Origin of the sequence: Streptomyces sp. NPDC058872 (genome assembly GCF_042743065.1) — a bacterium.
GTDB lineage: Bacteria > Actinomycetota > Actinomycetes > Streptomycetales > Streptomycetaceae > Streptomyces.
This window is the reverse complement of sequence record NZ_JBHYMK010000069.1, coordinates 1-15061: the sequence shown is the minus strand read 5'-3', so window position 1 is coordinate 15061 and position 15061 is coordinate 1. Positions and strand designations below refer to the sequence as shown.

Genomic DNA, 15061 nt, shown 5'->3' with positions numbered 1-15061 from the left:
GGTCTCTCCTAGCTCTTCTCTACGTAACGCAGGGAGCGCAGGCCGCGCTCCAGGTGCCAGTGCAGATAGGCGGACACCAGTCCGCTGCCCTCCCTGACGTGACGCGGCTCGCACGCGTCCGCCGTCGCCCAGTCGCCGGTGAGCAGCGCACTGAGCAGGCCGATGGCCTCCGCAGAGGGTACGACGCTTCCGGGGACCCGGCAGTCGCCGCATATGACTCCGCCCGCCGCGACCGAAAAGAACCGGTTCGGCCCCTGGAGCCCGCACTTGGCGCAGTCCTCGAAGCTGGGCGCATAGCCGTTGACGGCGAGGGAGCGGAGCAGGAAGGCGTCCAGGATGAGGTGGGGCGCGTGCTCGCCCCGGGCGAGCGTCCGCAGGCCGCCGACGAGCAGCAGGTACTGCTGCACGGCGGGCTCGCCCTCGTGGTCGGTGAACCGCTCCGCCGTCTCCAGCATGGCCGTGCCGGCCGTGTACCGGGCGTAGTCGGTGACGATCCCGCCGCCGTACGCGGCGATGGTCTCGCTCTGGGTGCAGAGCGGCAGGCCCCGTCCGACCAGCTCGCTCCCCCGGGCGAAAAACTGCACGTCCACGTGGGAGAAGGGTTCGAGCCGGGCCCCGAACTTCGACTTGGTCCGGCGCACTCCGCGCGCGACGGCGCGTACGCGGCCGTGGCCGCGGGTGAGGATCGTGATGATGCGGTCCGCTTCACCCAGCTTCTGGGTGCGCAGCACGATGCCGTCGTCGCGGAACAGACTCATGGGCCCATTCTCGCGTACGCCGGGAGCGGCCGGGCCCCGGGTCGTACCGGATCAGGGCACCTCGCCCCGGCTCCGGGCGTTGGCGTGGGCCGTGGCCGCGCTCAGCCGCTCCGCCGCGGTGGCTTCCCGCACCCCCTCCGGCTCCACGTCCCACTCGCGCCCGCCGCCCAGCGGGCGGATCTGCACGTGGGGGCCTTCTCGCCCCACGAGCGTCCCGACCCGTCCGGTGCGGATCTCGACGACGTACGCCCCGATGGGCAGCGTCATGGGCGACTCTCCTCCCTCGGCAGTGCGGCGACGGCGAGGAGCCGGGCCGTTCCCACCGTGCGGCATCCCGTTTCCAGGGGCGACCGCGGGGCCTTGCGGCGAGCGCGAGGGCGTCGGGCCGGAGGAAGGGACACGGGCCCTCCCCCACCGGTTCCCCGGATGGTTCCGTCGCTGCTTCTCGTGCGGTTCCGAGTGCCCCGCGGTCGTCTTCTCGGTGTCTTCCTCCACCAACGTATGCCTTTCTGAATCCATTTCCCGCTTCGCCTCTCCAGCGCGGCTACGGATCCGTAGAATTGACCGCTGGCCGGGCGGGCAACTGCGTTGTGGAACCACAGAGTTCATTCATGACCGGAAAAGGCGGCGAGATGCCCCGCAGTTCTTCGGGGAGCCCGAAAGGGGCACGGGGAGGCTCGGGTCCACCCGGGGCGAACTGCACGGACGGGCGTTCGCATCCGGAGTCCCACCGATCCGTTCGAGCGGATCATTCGCATGCGACGGCGCCCCGCGGCGGACGAATGGACGGGTTCCCGCGGTCCGGCGATTCTTTCCGGCGCACATGATGCGACTCCCCGGAAAGGCCTCCGCGCACGAACCCCTTCCGCACGCCGACCGAGCGGCACGACGAGCGGTGACGGGCCGCACGCCCGCCCCCTCGGACCCGCCCGCTCCGCGGACCGGATCGGGCCGGCCGCACCCCCGTGCACCTAGGTGGACTTATGGAAGTCATAAGTCCACCTTATGAGCCCATAGGTCGGGGGTGGGTACCTTCCTGCGCGCGCGAGTATTTAGGGTGGCCTAAGTGTCGGCGGCTCCGCCGCCACCTCGCTTGCGAAGGGAACCAGTCATGCCCCGCCCCCTCCGGGTCGCGATCGTCGGCGCCGGCCCCGCCGGAATCTACGCCGCCGATGCGCTCCTGAAGTCCGAGGCCGCCGCCGAGCCGGGCGTGTCCATCGACCTCTTCGAGCGGATGCCGGCCCCCTTCGGCCTCATCCGCTACGGCGTCGCCCCCGACCACCCCCGCATCAAGGGCATCATCACCGCCCTCCACCAGGTCCTCGACAAGCCGCAGGTCCGCCTCTTCGGCAACGTCGACTACGGCACCGACGTCCACCTCGACGACCTCCGCGCCTTCTACGACGCCGTGATCTTCTCCACCGGCGCCATGGCCGACCGCGCACTGCGGATCCCCGGCGTCGAGCTGGACGGCTCGCTGGGCGCCGCCGACTTCGCCTCCTGGTACGACGGCCACCCGGACGTTCCGCGCACCTGGGACCTGTCCGCCGAGAAGGTCGCCGTCCTCGGCGTCGGCAACGTGGCCCTCGACATCGCGCGCATCCTGGCCAAGACGGCGGACGAACTGCTGCCGACCGAGATCCCCGCGAACGTCTACGACGGCCTCAAGGCCAACAAGGCCGTCGAGATCCACGTCTTCGGCCGTCGTGGCCCCGCCCAGGCCAAGTTCAGTCCCATGGAGCTGCGCGAACTGGACCACTCGCCGAACATCGAGGTCATCGTCAACCCCGAGGACATCGACTACGACGAGGGCTCGATCGCCGAGCGCCGCAAGAACAAGCAGACCGACATGGTCGCCAAGACGCTGGAGAACTGGGCGATCCGCGACGTCGGCGACCGCCCGCACAAGCTCTTCCTGCACTTCTTCGAGTCCCCCGTCGAGATCCTCGGCGAGGACGGCAAGGTCATCGGCCTGCGCACCGAACGCACCGAGCTCGACGGCACGGGCAACGTCAAGGGCACCGGCCAGACCACCGACTGGGACGTCCAGGCCGTGTACCGCGCCGTCGGCTACCTCTCCGACGAGCTGCCCAAGATCCCCTGGGACGCCGTCTCCGGAACCGTCCCGGACCAGGGCGGTCGCGTGATCGAGGAGACCGGCGAGCACCTGGCCTCCACCTACTGCACCGGCTGGATCCGGCGCGGCCCCGTCGGTCTCATCGGCCACACCAAGGGCGACGCCAACGAGACCGTGGCGAACCTCCTGGAGGACTTCGCGCACGGGCGGCTGCTCACGCCGAGCACCCCGGAGGAGGACGCGGTCGTGACCTTCCTGGAGGGCAAGGGCATCACGTACACGACCTGGGAGGGCTGGTACGCCCTGGACGCCGCGGAGAAGGCGCTCGGCGAGCCGCAGGGCCGCGAGCGCGTGAAGATCGTCGAGCGCGAGGACATGCTGCGCGCGAGCGGCGCCCTCGACTAGGAACGTGCGGCGGAGGCCCCGTCCGGCCCGCAGCGCCCCCGCAGCTGACGGAACGCGCCCCGCCCCCGCGAGGCCCTCGCCCCGGCCCGGTCCTACCCTGGAAGGATCGGGAAGGGGTGAGGGCCATGTCCGCACCCACGGTCGACCGGCTCACCCGGGCACGGGACGCGGCGGCCCGGGAGTCCTGGGCCGAGGCGTACGGGCTGCTGCACGCCCACGACGAGCACCCGTCGCGCGCCCTGACCGCCGACGACCTGATGACCCTCGCCGACGCGGCCTGGTGGTCGGGCCGGGTGGACGAGTCCGTCGCCGCCCGGCTGCGGGCGCACGCGGGGTACGCGGCGGTCGGAGACCACCGGGGCGCGGGGCTGGCCTCCTGGTGGCTGTCGTACGAGTACGAGGGCCTCGGTCGCCCCGCGGCGGCGGCCGGGTGGCTGCACCGGGCCCACCACCACCTGGACGAGCTGCCGCCCTGCCCCGAACAGTGCTTCCTCGCCTGGAGCGATGCGGAGGCGGCGTCGACCCGCGGCGACGGCCCGGCCGCCCTCGCCGCCGTCCATCGGATGGCCCGGCTCGCCCACCGCTCGGACAGCGCGGACCTCCTCGCCCTGAGCCGCCAGGCCGAGGCGTCGGTGCTCCTGGCGAGCGGCCGTCGCGCCGAGGCCCTGGGCCTGCTCGACGACGCGATGTGTGCGGTCACGGCCGGCGAGCTGACCGGCGTCTTCACGGGCTGGCTGTACTGTCTGGCCCTCACCCAGTGCATGGCCGCGGCGGACTTCCGGCGTGCGGTGGAGTGGACGGAGGCGGCCATGGAGTGGTGCGCACCGCCCTGGACGGGCCGGCCGCCGGCCGGGCCGACGGAAACCGTCCCCTCGGGGGAGAACCCCTTCCGGGGGGTGTGCCGGGCCCACCGGGTCGAGGTGCTCGACCTGCTCGGGGCCTGGGCCCTCGCGGAGGCGGAGGCACGGCAGGCGTGCCGGGAGGTACCGGTGGACTGCCTGGAGTCGGCGGCCTCCGCGTACTACGCCGCCGGGAACATCCAGCGGCGCCAGGGCCGCCCGGCGGACGCCGCCGCCTCGTACGCCCACGCCCACGAACTGGGTCGGATCCCGCAGCCCGGACTCGCCCTGCTGAGGCTCGCCCAGGGCCGCGCCGACGCGGCGGTGGCCGGTGTGGATCTGGCGCTCGCCTGCCAGAGCGACCCCCGTCACGACCTCCTGGGCCGGGCCAGGCTGCTCGCCGCCCGGACCGAGGTGGCCCTCGCGGTCCGTGACGTGCCCGGGGCCGCGGGCGCGGCGGCGGAGCTGGAGGTGTTGGCCGGGGACGTACCGCTGCTGCGGGCGATGGCCGACACGGCGCGGGGCGCGGTGGCCCTGGCGGAGTCGCGGCCGGAGCCGGCGCTCCGACTGCTGCGCCGGGCGCTCACCGGCTGGCTGGAGCTGCGCGTGCCGTACGAGGCGGCACAGGTCCGGATGCTCCTCGCGGCGGCCGACCGGACGGTGGGCGACGAAGAGGCGGCCCGGTTGGAGCTGGGTGCCGCACGGGCGGTGTTCGAGCGGCTCGGGGCGGTGCCGGACGCCCGACGGGCGGCGGCGCTGCTGGGCGGCGGGGCGCGGCGGCGGTTCCCGGGCGGACTGACGGCCCGGGAGGCGGAAGTGCTGCGGCTCGTCGCCACGGGCGGGACCAACAGGGACATCGCGCGGACCCTGGTGATCAGCGAGCACACGGTCGCCCGGCACCTGAACAACATCTTCGCGAAGCTGGAGGTGGGCTCGCGGGCCGCCGCCACGGCGTACGCGTACGCCCACGGCCTGGTGTGACCCGCACCGGCACCGGCTCCCTCGCCGGAAGGCACCGTCGGTACGGGCGACGCGCCCTCGGCCCGGTCGCGGGCACGAACCGGTCGCGGGCACGAACCGGTCGCGGTCCGGAACGGGTCGCCGCGCTCCGTGGCCGTCCGCTGCCGTGGACTCCGCATGGGCCGAACCGCCCATCCCGTCCCGCACCCGCCATGGGCGGTTCGGGCGATGCCGCCCGGGCGGCGGCCCGGGTACACCGGAGGCATGACCACGACGACCCACTCCCTGGACACGCTCCGCGGTGCCGTGCGCGGCGCCGTCGTGACCCGTGACGATCCGTCGTACGACGTTTCCCGTCGGGTCTACAACGCCCTGCACGACCGCCGCCCGGCCGTCGTCGTCCACGCCGTGGACGCCGGCGACGTGATCGCGGCGGTGCTCCACGCCCGGGAGCACGCGCTCCCGCTGGCCGTGCGCGGCGGCTCCCACTCGGTCGCCGGTTTCGGCACCGTCGACGACGGACTGGTCGTCGACCTGTCCCGGATGCGCGGCGTCCGGGTCGACCCCGAAGCCCGTACGGCACGGGCCGAGGGCGGCGCCACCTGGGGCGACTTCAACCACGCCACCCACGCCTTCGGACTCGCCACCACCGGCGGGGTGGTGTCCACGACCGGCATCGGCGGCCTGACGCTCGGCGGCGGCATGGGACACCTCGCCCGTCGCTACGGGCTGAGCTGCGACAACCTGCTCGCGGCGGACGTGGTGACCGCCGGGGGCGAGCTCCTCTCCTGCGACCGGGAGCGGAACCCCGACCTGTTCTGGGCGCTGCGGGGCGGCGGTGGCAACTTCGGGGTGGTCACCTCGCTCGCGTACCGGCTGCACCCCGTCGACGTGGTGCTCGGCGGGATCACCTGCTACCCGCTCGACGGGGACGTGGCCCGCGCCTGGCGGGGGATGAACGCGGACGCCCCGGTCGAACTGAACTCGATCCTCGTGTTCGCGCTCGGTCCCGAGGAGCCGTTCCTGCCGGAGCGCTGGCACGGGCGCCCGATCTGTGCCGCCTTCACCTGCTTCAGCGGTGCGCCGGAGGAGGACGAGGGGGTGCTCGCCCGGCTGGACGGCCTCGGCCCGGTCATCGGCCGGTTCATGGACCGGTTGCCGTACCCGGTGATCAACACCCTCTTCGACGAGCAGCTCCCGCCGGGGCTGTACCACTACTGGAAGGGCAACTTCAGCCGTGAGCTCTCGGACGGTGCGATCGCCGTGCACGTGGAGTACGGCGAGACCATGCCGTCGCTGGAGTCGGACACGGCGATCTTCCCGATCGACGGGGCGTGCCACGAGGTGGGCCCGGAGGAGACCGCGTTCGCGTACCGGGACGCCTCCTTCTCGCACTCCTTCGGCGGCACCTGGACCGATCCGGCGGACACCGAACGGAACGTCGCCTGGACCCGGGCCTACGACAAGGCGCTCCGGCCGCACACCCAGGAGGGCGGCTACGTCAACTTCATGGACGCCGACGACCAGGACCGGGTGCGGGTCAACTACCGGCAGAACTACGACCGGCTGCGCGGGGTGAAACGCCGCTACGACCCGGACAACGTGTTCCGGCTGAACCAGAACATCGCGCCGTAGGGCCCGGGCCCCGGCCCGTCCGCGGGAGACCGGCTACGGCACCGTCCGGGCCGAGGCGAGGAGGCGGACGGTGTCGTCGGGGGCGAGCGCCAGCGCGTTCCCGACCGTCCCGAGGACCTCCGTCTCGGACGGGGTGTAGGGGCCGTCCGCGAGGGCGATCCGGGCGGCCTGGAGCAGGACCGACTCCCGACCGGCGGGGGCCAGGTGCGGGGTGAGCGGCTCCAGGGCCTCGTGGAGTTCGATCGCGAGGAGCGCGCCCTCGGGGTTGACCTCGGGCATGAAGCGCCCGGTGTCCGCCTCCAGGGCCTCCACGAGGTCGACGAGCTGGACGGCCGTGCACTCGGCGAAGCCGGCGGACCGGACCGCGGTGACGGCCCGGTCCAGGGCCTCGCGGGAGTCGGTGCCGCCGGCCGCGAGCACCGCCAGGGCGACGGTGTGCACGGCGTCCCTCAGCATCGCGGAGAAGCGGCTCGTCGTCGGGTGGTCGAGCACCTCCGTGCCGAAGTGCGTGTGGCAGGCCGTGCACTCGATGACGGGGCCGGTGACGCCCCGGGGCAGGACGGGCACACCGAGCACGGCGAACCTTCGGCGGCCGGTGCGCTGCCGGTAGTTGCGGTCGCCTCCGCACTCCTCGCAGAAGAACTCGCCGTCTCCGACGGTGTTCCAGGAGGTGCGGATTCCGCAGACGGTCAGCTTCCCACCGCGTGGATTCCGGGCAGACCGCATACGCACCTCCTCGACGGCCCGGCTGCACTGCCGGCGTGGGCGTGATGTTAGCCACATCCGTGATGTGGCGTCAGCACCCCGGCGACAGATCCCTGTGGAGATGGCCGAGACACGCCACTGCCCCGAGGGCCTCAGGAGGCGCGGCGGCGACGCTTCGCGAAGGCCAGCAGGCCCCCGCCGACGGCGACGGCGGCCACCGCGGCCCCGATCGTGCCGGGACCGATGGCCGAACCGGTCGTCGCGAGATCACCCTCCGGAGTGGCGGACGGTGCCGGGGTGGGGGTGGTGGTGGACCCTCCCGGGGTGGTGGGCGCGGCCGGGGTGGACGGGGAGGCCGAGCCCGAGGGGGTGTCCGGGGTGCCCGGGGTCTCGCCGTCCCGACTCGGGGTGGGCTCGGGGGTCGCCGGCGGGGTCGGGGCGGGGGTGTCGGTCGGCTTCGGCTTCTCCGGGGTGGGGACCGGACCCGGGGTGGTGCCCTTCGGGAGACAGCCGGTGAAGTTCATCTGGTGGGTCTCGGCACCGGGGACGGTCTTCAGGGACGCGGCGATCACGGAGCCGTTGACGTGCCCGGGGCCGTAGCCCTTGCCGCCCATCGAGACGTCGGCGTTCGGCGCGAGGATGGTGCCGGGCCAGGAGGTGTAGTTCTTCTTCACCGTCTCGGCCTGCGGGAAGTTCCACAGCAGCTTGGCGCGGATCTGCCGGTACTCGTCGCGCGGCATGGCGTAGTCGTCGATGACGGGGGCGCCGCCGTCCAGGTTCTTGTAGTAGACGCCATAGGTCGCCGAGGTGCTCATGTCGTACGAGGTCCCGAGCACGTTCACGAGGGTCGAGGAGCCGACCGGGACGTCGAGGGTGATGGAGCGGGCCTTCTCCAGGTCCGCGGCGCTCACGGCGAAGACGTTGAGCTGCTCGTCGGTGCCGGCGAGGAACAGGCCGTCGCCGGCCGCGGAGACCGTGCCGCCGGTCGGGGCGGCGGCCCAGGCGGAGGACAGGGTCCGCAGCGCTGCGAACTCCTTGCCGAAGTCGACGGGGGACGTCGGGGAGGCGCCCTCCCGGACTCTGTCGCCGTCGACGCCGAAGCCCTGACCGGGGGTGGAGCGGTCGACGACCTTGCCGGCGATGCCGGTGCCCTTGTCCAGGACGACCTGGTTCGCATAGAGCGTGCCGCCGACGACGAGGCTGTGGCCTCCGGGCAGTTTCGCGAGGTCGGCGGCGGTGAGCTTGTGGCCGATGGAGAAGCCGGAGGGCTGCTTCGGGTCGCCGAAGGTGGCGTCGCCGCCGACCGCGACGGCGCCCTCGGAGTCCGAGTGGCGGACGGAGTCCTTCTCGATGAACTCGGCGTACAGACCGGCCGTACCGAGCGGGTGCGTCACGCACTCCGTGGTGGCGGCGGAAGCAGCGGGGGCCCAGCTGAGGGCGGCACCGGTCACCGCGAGGACGGCGGCCACGGCAGCGGACGTGCGCATGCGAAACTCCAGGTCAGGGAGGTACGGGGAGGGCGCGTGGGGGGTGTGTCCGAGTGGACGAGCCGACCTTCCGCCATTCCCCGATGTGGCGTCAACCCACCCGATATGCCCCCGATTCCGACACTGCCGGATGATCTTCCTTAAGCGAGCCTGAAACCGTGACGCAGCTCACATGCGCGACTGCCCCGCCCCCTCCGGGAAGGAGGGTGCGGGGCAGCGGCGGGGGGGTCAGCGGGCGGAGCGGTTGACCGCCGAGATGACCGCCTTCAGGGAGGCCCGGGTCGTGTTGGCGTCGATGCCGATGCCCCACAGGACCCGACCGTCGATGGCGCACTCGATGTACGAGGCGGCCTGCGCGGAGGCGCCCTCGCTCATCGTGTGCTCCTGGTAGTCCAGCAGGCGGGCGTCCACGCCGATGGACTGCAGCGCGGCGAAGAAGGCGGAGATCGGGCCGTTGCCGGAACCCGACAGGACGGTGTCGACGCCGTCCACGACCGCCTCGACGGTCAGCGTGTCGGTGCCGTCGGTGTCCGAGGTGGTCTGGCCGGAGCGCAGCTGGATGCGGCCCCAGGCGTTCTCCGGGTTGGGCAGGTACTCGTCCTGGAAGACGGCCCAGATCGCGGCCGGGGTGACCTCGCCGCCCTCGCTGTCGGTCTTCTGCTGGATGATGCGCGAGAACTCGATCTGCATCCGGCGGGGCAGGTCCAGCTTGTGGTCGTTCTTCAGGACGTACGCGATGCCGCCCTTGCCGGACTGCGAGTTGACCCGGATGACGGCTTCGTAGGAGCGGCCGACGTCCTTCGGGTCGATCGGCAGGTAGGGAACGGCCCACTCGATCTCGTCGACGGTCCTGCCCAGGGCCGCCGCATCGGCCTCCATGGCGTCGAAGCCCTTCTTGATGGCGTCCTGGTGGGAGCCGGAGAAGGCGGTGTAGACCAGGTCGCCCGCGTAGGGGTGGCGCGGGTGGACCTCCATCTGGTTGCAGTACTCGGAGGTGCGGCGGATCTCGTCGATCTGCGAGAAGTCGACCTGCGGGTCCACGCCCTGCGAGAACAGGTTCATGCCCAGGGTCACCAGGTCGACGTTGCCGGTCCGCTCGCCCTGCCCGAACAGGCAGCCCTCGATGCGGTCGGCACCGGCCATGATGGCCAGCTCGGCCGCCGCGACGGCCGTGCCGCGGTCGTTGTGCGGGTGGACGGACAGGCAGACGTGCTCGCGCCGGGTCAGGTTCCGGGCCATCCACTCGAACCGGTCCGCGTGCGTGGACGGCGTCGAACGCTCCACGGTGGCCGGCAGGTTCAGGATGATCTCGCGCCCCGGGCCGGGCTGCCAGACGTCGCAGACCGCCTCGCAGACCTCCAGGGCGAAGTCCAGCTCGGTGTCGGTGAAGATCTCGGGGCTGTACTGGTAGCCGAAGACCGTCTCCGGGCCCAGCAGCTTCTCCGCGTACTCCATCACCAGACGCGTGCCGTCCACGGCGATCTGCTTGATCTGCTCCTTCGAGCCGCGGAAGACGACCCGGCGGAAGGTGGGCGCGGTGGCGTTGTAGAGGTGCACGGTGGCCCGCTTGGCGCCGACCAGGGATTCCACGGTCCGCTCGATCAGGTCCTCGCGCGCCTGGGTCAGGACGGAGATGGTGACGTCGTCCGGGACGGCGCCCTCTTCGATGATGGAGCGCACGAACGCGAAGTCGGTCTCGCCGGAGGAGGGGAAGCCGACCTCGATCTCCTTGTAGCCCATGCGTACGAGCAGGTCGAACATCTCGCGCTTGCGGGCCGGGGACATCGGGTCGATCAGGGCCTGGTTGCCGTCGCGCAGGTCGGTGGACAGCCAGCGCGGCGCCTTGGTGATGCGCTGCTCGGGCCAGGTCCGGTCGGGGATGGCCACGGCCTCGTAGCGACCGTACTTGTGGATCGGCATCCCGGACGGCCGCTGGGTGTGGGTCGCGTTGGTGACGGGCGTCGGCCGGCTGACGAAGGGCGACTGGGACATTGCGTAGGGCTCCTCGGGTCAAGCGGGAGTGGGGTCCCCCCGGCTCGTGGAGCACGGGGGAGGCCGACTGTCGAACGCAACACCGAAACCCGCGGGGAGGGGGTCGGCCTACGACTACAGGCCCTCGCCGCGGCAGCTAAGGAGAAGCAGCCCGAAACGCATGATGTGCGTCACCATAGCCCAGGTCCGTGGAAGGCGGACGTCCCGTTCCAGTATGCGGGACGGCCGTCGCGTCAAGCGCGAAAGGTGACCCATCACTCCATTTCGCCAATCCTCGTCTCCTCCCGTGACAGCGGCATCACGGAGTGCCACATTGCAGGAATGACTCCCCACGCGTCCGTCTTCTGCTCGATCGTGCCGCCCCACCTCCTGGAGCACCTGGCGCACTCCGCCGATCCGACCGTCGCCACGACCGCCCGTCGCACCCTGGTGGCGGACGCCGCGGCCCGCGCGTTCCGGGTGCTGCCGCTGCCCGGGGTCGTACCGACGCCCGCCCCCGGCGACGCCGCCACGCCGCACCGCAGCATCCACGACTGTCTGCGCGGTACCGCGCTGCCCGGTGAGAAGGTCCGCGGCGAGGGTGCGGAGCCGGTCGCCGACGCCACCGTCAACCGGGCGTACGCCGGCCTCGGGGCCACCTTCGACCTCTTCCTGAACGCCTTCGGGCACGACTCGATCGACGGCGCCGGACTGCCGCTGATCGCCTCCGTCCACTACGGCGAGGACTACGGCAACGCCTTCTGGAACGGCGAGCAGATGGTCTTCGGCGACGGCGACGGCGAGATCTTCCTCGACTTCACGCTGCCCGTGGACGTCATCGGTCACGAGCTGGCCCACGGTTTCACCCAGTACACGGCGGGCCTGGAGTACTTCAGCCAGTCCGGCGCCCTCAACGAATCGGTCTCCGACGTCTTCGGCTCGCTCGTGAAGCAGTACGCGCGCGGCCATTCCGCCGAGCAGGCCGACTGGTTGATCGGCGAGGGCCTCTTCCACCCCAGCGTGGAGGGGAGGGCACTGCGCTCCATGAAGGCGCCCGGCACCGCGTACGACGACGACGTCCTGGGCAAGGACCCGCAGCCCTCCCACATGGACGACTACGTCCGCACGGGCCGCGACAACGGCGGGGTGCACATCAACTCCGGCATCCCCAACCACGCCTTCTACCTGGCCGCGACCGAGCTCGGCGGCAACGCCTGGGAGCGGGCCGGACAGATCTGGTACGACGTGATGACCGGCGGCTCCCTCACCCCCGAGACCCGCTTCTCCGAGTTCGCCCGGGCCACCGTGGCGGCGGCCCGGGCGCGGTACGGCGACGGGGCGGAGATCCAGGCCGTGCTGAAGGCGTGGGCGGCGGTGGGGGTGCCCATCGACTGACCGACTGGTAGACAGGGCCCATGCGGATTCGAGTGCGGCGCACCGGCGGCTTCGCGGGCATCGAGCGGTCGGCGGAGGTGGACACCGTCGACCGGCCGGACGCCGACGGGTGGCGCGACCTTGCCGGAGCCGTCCTCGCGGACGGCGACGGCAACGGCCGGGGCGTGCCGGACGGCTTCTCGTACGAGATCACCATCGACGGGCGCACGGTCCGCTGCTGCGACCCGCACCTCACGGACGCCCAGCGCGCCCTGATCACGAAGGTGCTCAAGGAAGGCGCCTGAGCCGCCCGGGGGGCGCGCCCGTGCGGCCGCGCCCTAGAAGCCCAGCTTCCGCAGCTGCTTCGGGTCGCGCTGCCAGTCCTTCGCCACCTTCACGTGGAGGTCGAGGAAGACCGGGGTGCCGAGGAGCGCCTCGATGTGCTTGCGGGACTTCATGCCGACCTCCTTGAGGCGGCTTCCCTTGGGGCCGATGATGATGCCCTTCTGGCTGGGCCGCTCGATGTAGACGTTGGCGTGGATGTCGAGCAGCGGCCGGTCCGCCGGACGGTTCTCCCGCGGGATCATCTCCTCGACGACCACCGCGATGGAGTGCGGCAGCTCGTCCCGTACGCCTTCGAGCGCGGCCTCCCGGATCAGTTCCGCCACCATGACCTGCTCCGGCTCGTCCGTGAGGTCGCCCTCCGGGTAGAGCGGCGGGGACTCCGGGAGCAGCGGGATGAGCAGGTCCGCGACGAGTCGGACCTGCTTGTCGCCCACGGCCGAGACGGGGACGATCTCCGCCCATTCGATGCCCAGCTCCCTGCCGAGCTGGTCGATCGCGATGAGCTGTTCGGCAAGTGCTTTGGAGTCGACCAGGTCGGTCTTGGTGACGATCGCGACCTTCGGGGTCTTCTTGATCTCGGCGAGCTCCTTGGCGATGAACCGGTCGCCGGGGCCGAGCTTCTGGTCGGCGGGCAGGCAGAAGCCGATGACGTCGACCTCGGCCCAGGTGGTGCGCACGACGTCGTTGAGCCGCTCGCCGAGGAGGGTGCGCGGCTTGTGGAGGCCGGGGGTGTCGACCAGGATCAGCTGGGCGTCCGGGCGGTGCACGATGCCGCGGACGGTGTGCCGGGTGGTCTGGGGCCGGTTCGAGGTGATGGCCACCTTCTGTCCGACCAGAGCGTTCGTGAGGGTGGACTTGCCCGCGTTGGGGCGGCCGACGAAGCAGGCGAAGCCGGCCCGGTGGACGGCTTCGGTTTCTTGGTTGCGAGCGCTCATGGGGGCCATTGTCCCCGATGGGAGCCCGCGTCACGCACTCAGTGCCCTGCGTCGGCGCATCCACAGGCCGAAGAAGCCCGTCGCCGCACCCACCAGGAGGACCGCCGCGGCGAACCAGGGCAGGGCGAGGAAGGAAACGGTGGCGGTTTCCCGCACGCCCTTCGCGGTGACGGTGAGGGTGACGTCCCCCCGGTCGAACTGGGGGGAGCCGGCCCAGCGGGCGGTGAGTCGGATCTTCTGGCGGGGCAGCAGTTCGGCGGGAACCCCGTCCAGGTCGCGTTCGAGGAGGGTGCGGCCGAAGAGGCCCCGCGCCTCCAGCGCGACCTTGGGATCGAGGGTGACGTTGCCCCGGTTGTGCAGGGTGTACGAGACGAGTGCGCTGCTCGTACGGGTTCCGGGGACCAGCGGCCGGTCCTGGTCGAGGGTGACGTCCTCGACGGCCAGGGCGGGGACGGTCGGTCCGTTGACCCGGAGGTAGACCCGGGCGCCGACCGCCCGCTGGACGCCGACGGCGACGGAGCCCCCGCCGCCCGGGGCGATCCTCTCGTCGAGGGCGACGAGCGCCCCGGGGTGGTCACCGGGGTCGGCGTCGGCGGGCACGGCCAGGGTGTAGGGGACGGTGACGGTGGAGCGGGGCGGGACCGTGATGCGGGTCCGCTCGGGCTTGATCCAGGCGCCGGCCCCGGTCTGTTCCTCCTTCTGGGTGCGGACCGCGAAGCCGCCGTCGCGTTCGGTGTTGTAGGCGTCGGCGCCGTAGAGCCGGAAGGTGAGCGGGGCCGCCGTCTTGTTGGCCACGGTGACGCGGTCGGTGAGCGTGCTGCCGGGGTCGGCCACCAGGTAGAAGTACGGGCGGTCGCCCAACTGGGAGGCGGCCGGATAGACGGCCCACTCGCCGTTCTCGGCGGCCCGCGCGCTGGACGCGGGGACGAGGAGCGGGAGGAGCGCGAGGAGGGTGCTCAGGAGGAGGACGTACGGCTTGGTGCGCACGGGTGCGGACTCCCGGGGTGCGGATCGGGCGGGCCGGCCGGGTGCGCGCCCGGCCCGCGGGGCGGTCAGGAGAGGGTCAGCGTGAGCACGCCCTCGTACGCACCGGGCGCGGTGAACGCCGGGACGTCGAGGGAGAGCTGTGCGTCAACGGTGAACTCGCCGCCCGTGAGGGTGCCGTTCGGGGTGGAGGCGAGGGTCGCGCCGCCACTGCCGACCGGTCCTGCCGAGCCGGCCGCGCAGGCGCTGGGGCTGCCCGCCTTGGCCGTGCAGGCGGGGGTCCAGCTCAGCTTCCCCGCGCCGATGGCTCCGCCCGGCCCGGTGAAGTCGGTGACCTTGCCGGTCAGGGACCAGCCGGCGGGGCCGCCGCGGAAGTCCTTGACGGTCACCGTCTGCAGGGCGCCGGTGGCCGCACCGCCCGCACCGAAGTCGACGGAGGACAGTTGGACGGCGTCACCGGCCTGGGCCATGGACAGTTCGCCCGCCGTGACGGTCGCGGTGATCTTCTGGCTGTTCGGCGGAGCCGGCACGATGACCTTGTACGCGGCGGGGCCGGCACCCTTGTCGGGGTCCCAGGCCGCCCCCT

Annotated in this window: 12 protein-coding genes and 1 pseudogene; 5 read left to right on the top strand and 8 right to left on the bottom strand. The window is 72.3% G+C overall.

Features of this window, described 5'->3' with window-relative positions:
- Nucleotides 1–8: 8 nt before the first annotated feature.
- Both recO and ACFW22_RS31025 read right to left on the bottom strand, forming a co-directional pair.
- On the bottom strand, nt 9–758 hold the full coding sequence (gene recO / locus ACFW22_RS31030) for a DNA repair protein RecO (protein ID WP_386411005.1): 750 nt from the start codon (nt 756–758) through the stop codon (nt 9–11).
- Between the two features lie 51 nt (nt 759–809).
- Nucleotides 810–1025: a hypothetical protein gene (locus tag ACFW22_RS31025; RefSeq protein ID WP_386411002.1), complete on the bottom strand. Its 216-nt coding sequence runs from the start codon at nt 1023–1025 to the stop codon at nt 810–812.
- An 844-nt stretch (nt 1026–1869) separates the two neighbouring features.
- Here ACFW22_RS31025 and ACFW22_RS31020 point away from each other — a divergent pair.
- The 3 genes from ACFW22_RS31020 to ACFW22_RS31010 all read left to right on the top strand — a co-directional run bounded on the left by ACFW22_RS31020 (nt 1870) and on the right by ACFW22_RS31010 (nt 6674).
- Nucleotides 1870–3240, top strand: a complete 1371-nt coding sequence (locus ACFW22_RS31020) for an FAD-dependent oxidoreductase (protein ID WP_386410999.1) — start codon at nt 1870–1872, stop codon at nt 3238–3240.
- A 125-nt stretch (nt 3241–3365) separates the two neighbouring features.
- The gene (locus ACFW22_RS31015; RefSeq protein ID WP_386410996.1) at nt 3366–5060 is read left to right on the top strand and encodes a LuxR C-terminal-related transcriptional regulator; all 1695 of its coding nucleotides are present in this window, start codon (nt 3366–3368) and stop codon (nt 5058–5060) included.
- A 243-nt stretch (nt 5061–5303) separates the two neighbouring features.
- Complete coding sequence (locus tag ACFW22_RS31010) at nt 5304–6674, top strand: FAD-binding oxidoreductase (RefSeq protein WP_386410993.1); 1371 nt, start codon at nt 5304–5306, stop codon at nt 6672–6674.
- 33 nt (nt 6675–6707) lie between these two features.
- Here the strand turns inward: ACFW22_RS31010 and ACFW22_RS31005 are convergent, their stop codons facing one another.
- From ACFW22_RS31005 to leuA, 3 genes are all read right to left on the bottom strand, one after another.
- On the bottom strand, nt 6708–7400 hold the full coding sequence (locus ACFW22_RS31005) for a TerB family tellurite resistance protein (RefSeq protein ID WP_386410990.1): 693 nt from the start codon (nt 7398–7400) through the stop codon (nt 6708–6710).
- Nucleotides 7401–7531: 131 nt separating this feature from the next.
- On the bottom strand, nt 7532–8866 hold the full coding sequence (locus ACFW22_RS31000) for a choice-of-anchor A family protein (protein WP_386410987.1): 1335 nt from the start codon (nt 8864–8866) through the stop codon (nt 7532–7534).
- A 228-nt stretch (nt 8867–9094) separates the two neighbouring features.
- Nucleotides 9095–10858: a 2-isopropylmalate synthase gene (leuA, locus tag ACFW22_RS30995; RefSeq protein WP_386410984.1), complete on the bottom strand. Its 1764-nt coding sequence runs from the start codon at nt 10856–10858 to the stop codon at nt 9095–9097.
- A gap of 321 nt (nt 10859–11179) precedes the next feature.
- Here leuA and ACFW22_RS30990 point away from each other — a divergent pair, with 321 nt between their 5' ends.
- Complete coding sequence (locus ACFW22_RS30990; RefSeq protein WP_386410981.1) at nt 11180–12232, top strand: M4 family metallopeptidase; 1053 nt, start codon at nt 11180–11182, stop codon at nt 12230–12232.
- A 20-nt stretch (nt 12233–12252) separates the two neighbouring features.
- On the top strand, nt 12253–12516 hold the full coding sequence (locus ACFW22_RS30985) for a protealysin inhibitor emfourin (RefSeq protein WP_386410978.1): 264 nt from the start codon (nt 12253–12255) through the stop codon (nt 12514–12516).
- A 33-nt stretch (nt 12517–12549) separates the two neighbouring features.
- Here the strand turns inward: ACFW22_RS30985 and era are convergent, their stop codons facing one another.
- The 3 genes and pseudogenes from era to ACFW22_RS30970 form a co-directional block, all read right to left on the bottom strand.
- On the bottom strand, nt 12550–13500 hold the full coding sequence (era, locus tag ACFW22_RS30980) for a GTPase Era (RefSeq protein WP_386410975.1): 951 nt from the start codon (nt 13498–13500) through the stop codon (nt 12550–12552).
- A 21-nt stretch (nt 13501–13521) separates the two neighbouring features.
- A complete protein-coding gene (locus ACFW22_RS30975) occupies nt 13522–14478 on the bottom strand; it encodes a WxL protein peptidoglycan domain-containing protein (RefSeq protein ID WP_386410972.1) in 957 nt (318 codons plus the stop codon).
- Nucleotides 14479–14543: 65 nt separating this feature from the next.
- A pseudogene (locus tag ACFW22_RS30970) lies at nt 14544–15061 on the bottom strand (beta-xylosidase); the annotation flags it as partial.

Bases quoted from the DNA above. Each gene is read 5' to 3' on its own strand.
- era (WP_386410975.1), bottom strand. From the start codon at position 13,500: ATGGCCCCCATGAGCGCTCGCAACCAAGAAACCGAAGCCGTCCACCGG.
- ACFW22_RS30990 (WP_386410981.1), top strand. From the start codon at position 11,180: ATGACTCCCCACGCGTCCGTCTTCTGCTCGATCGTGCCGCCCCACCTC.
- ACFW22_RS31020 (WP_386410999.1), top strand. From the start codon at position 1,870: ATGCCCCGCCCCCTCCGGGTCGCGATCGTCGGCGCCGGCCCCGCCGGA.
- ACFW22_RS31015 (WP_386410996.1), top strand. From the start codon at position 3,366: ATGTCCGCACCCACGGTCGACCGGCTCACCCGGGCACGGGACGCGGCG.
- leuA (WP_386410984.1), bottom strand. From the start codon at position 10,858: ATGTCCCAGTCGCCCTTCGTCAGCCGGCCGACGCCCGTCACCAACGCG.
- recO (WP_386411005.1), bottom strand. From the start codon at position 758: ATGAGTCTGTTCCGCGACGACGGCATCGTGCTGCGCACCCAGAAGCTG.
- ACFW22_RS31000 (WP_386410987.1), bottom strand. From the start codon at position 8,866: ATGCGCACGTCCGCTGCCGTGGCCGCCGTCCTCGCGGTGACCGGTGCC.
- ACFW22_RS30985 (WP_386410978.1), top strand. From the start codon at position 12,253: ATGCGGATTCGAGTGCGGCGCACCGGCGGCTTCGCGGGCATCGAGCGG.
- ACFW22_RS31010 (WP_386410993.1), top strand. From the start codon at position 5,304: ATGACCACGACGACCCACTCCCTGGACACGCTCCGCGGTGCCGTGCGC.
- ACFW22_RS31005 (WP_386410990.1), bottom strand. From the start codon at position 7,400: ATGCGGTCTGCCCGGAATCCACGCGGTGGGAAGCTGACCGTCTGCGGA.
- ACFW22_RS31025 (WP_386411002.1), bottom strand. From the start codon at position 1,025: ATGACGCTGCCCATCGGGGCGTACGTCGTCGAGATCCGCACCGGACGG.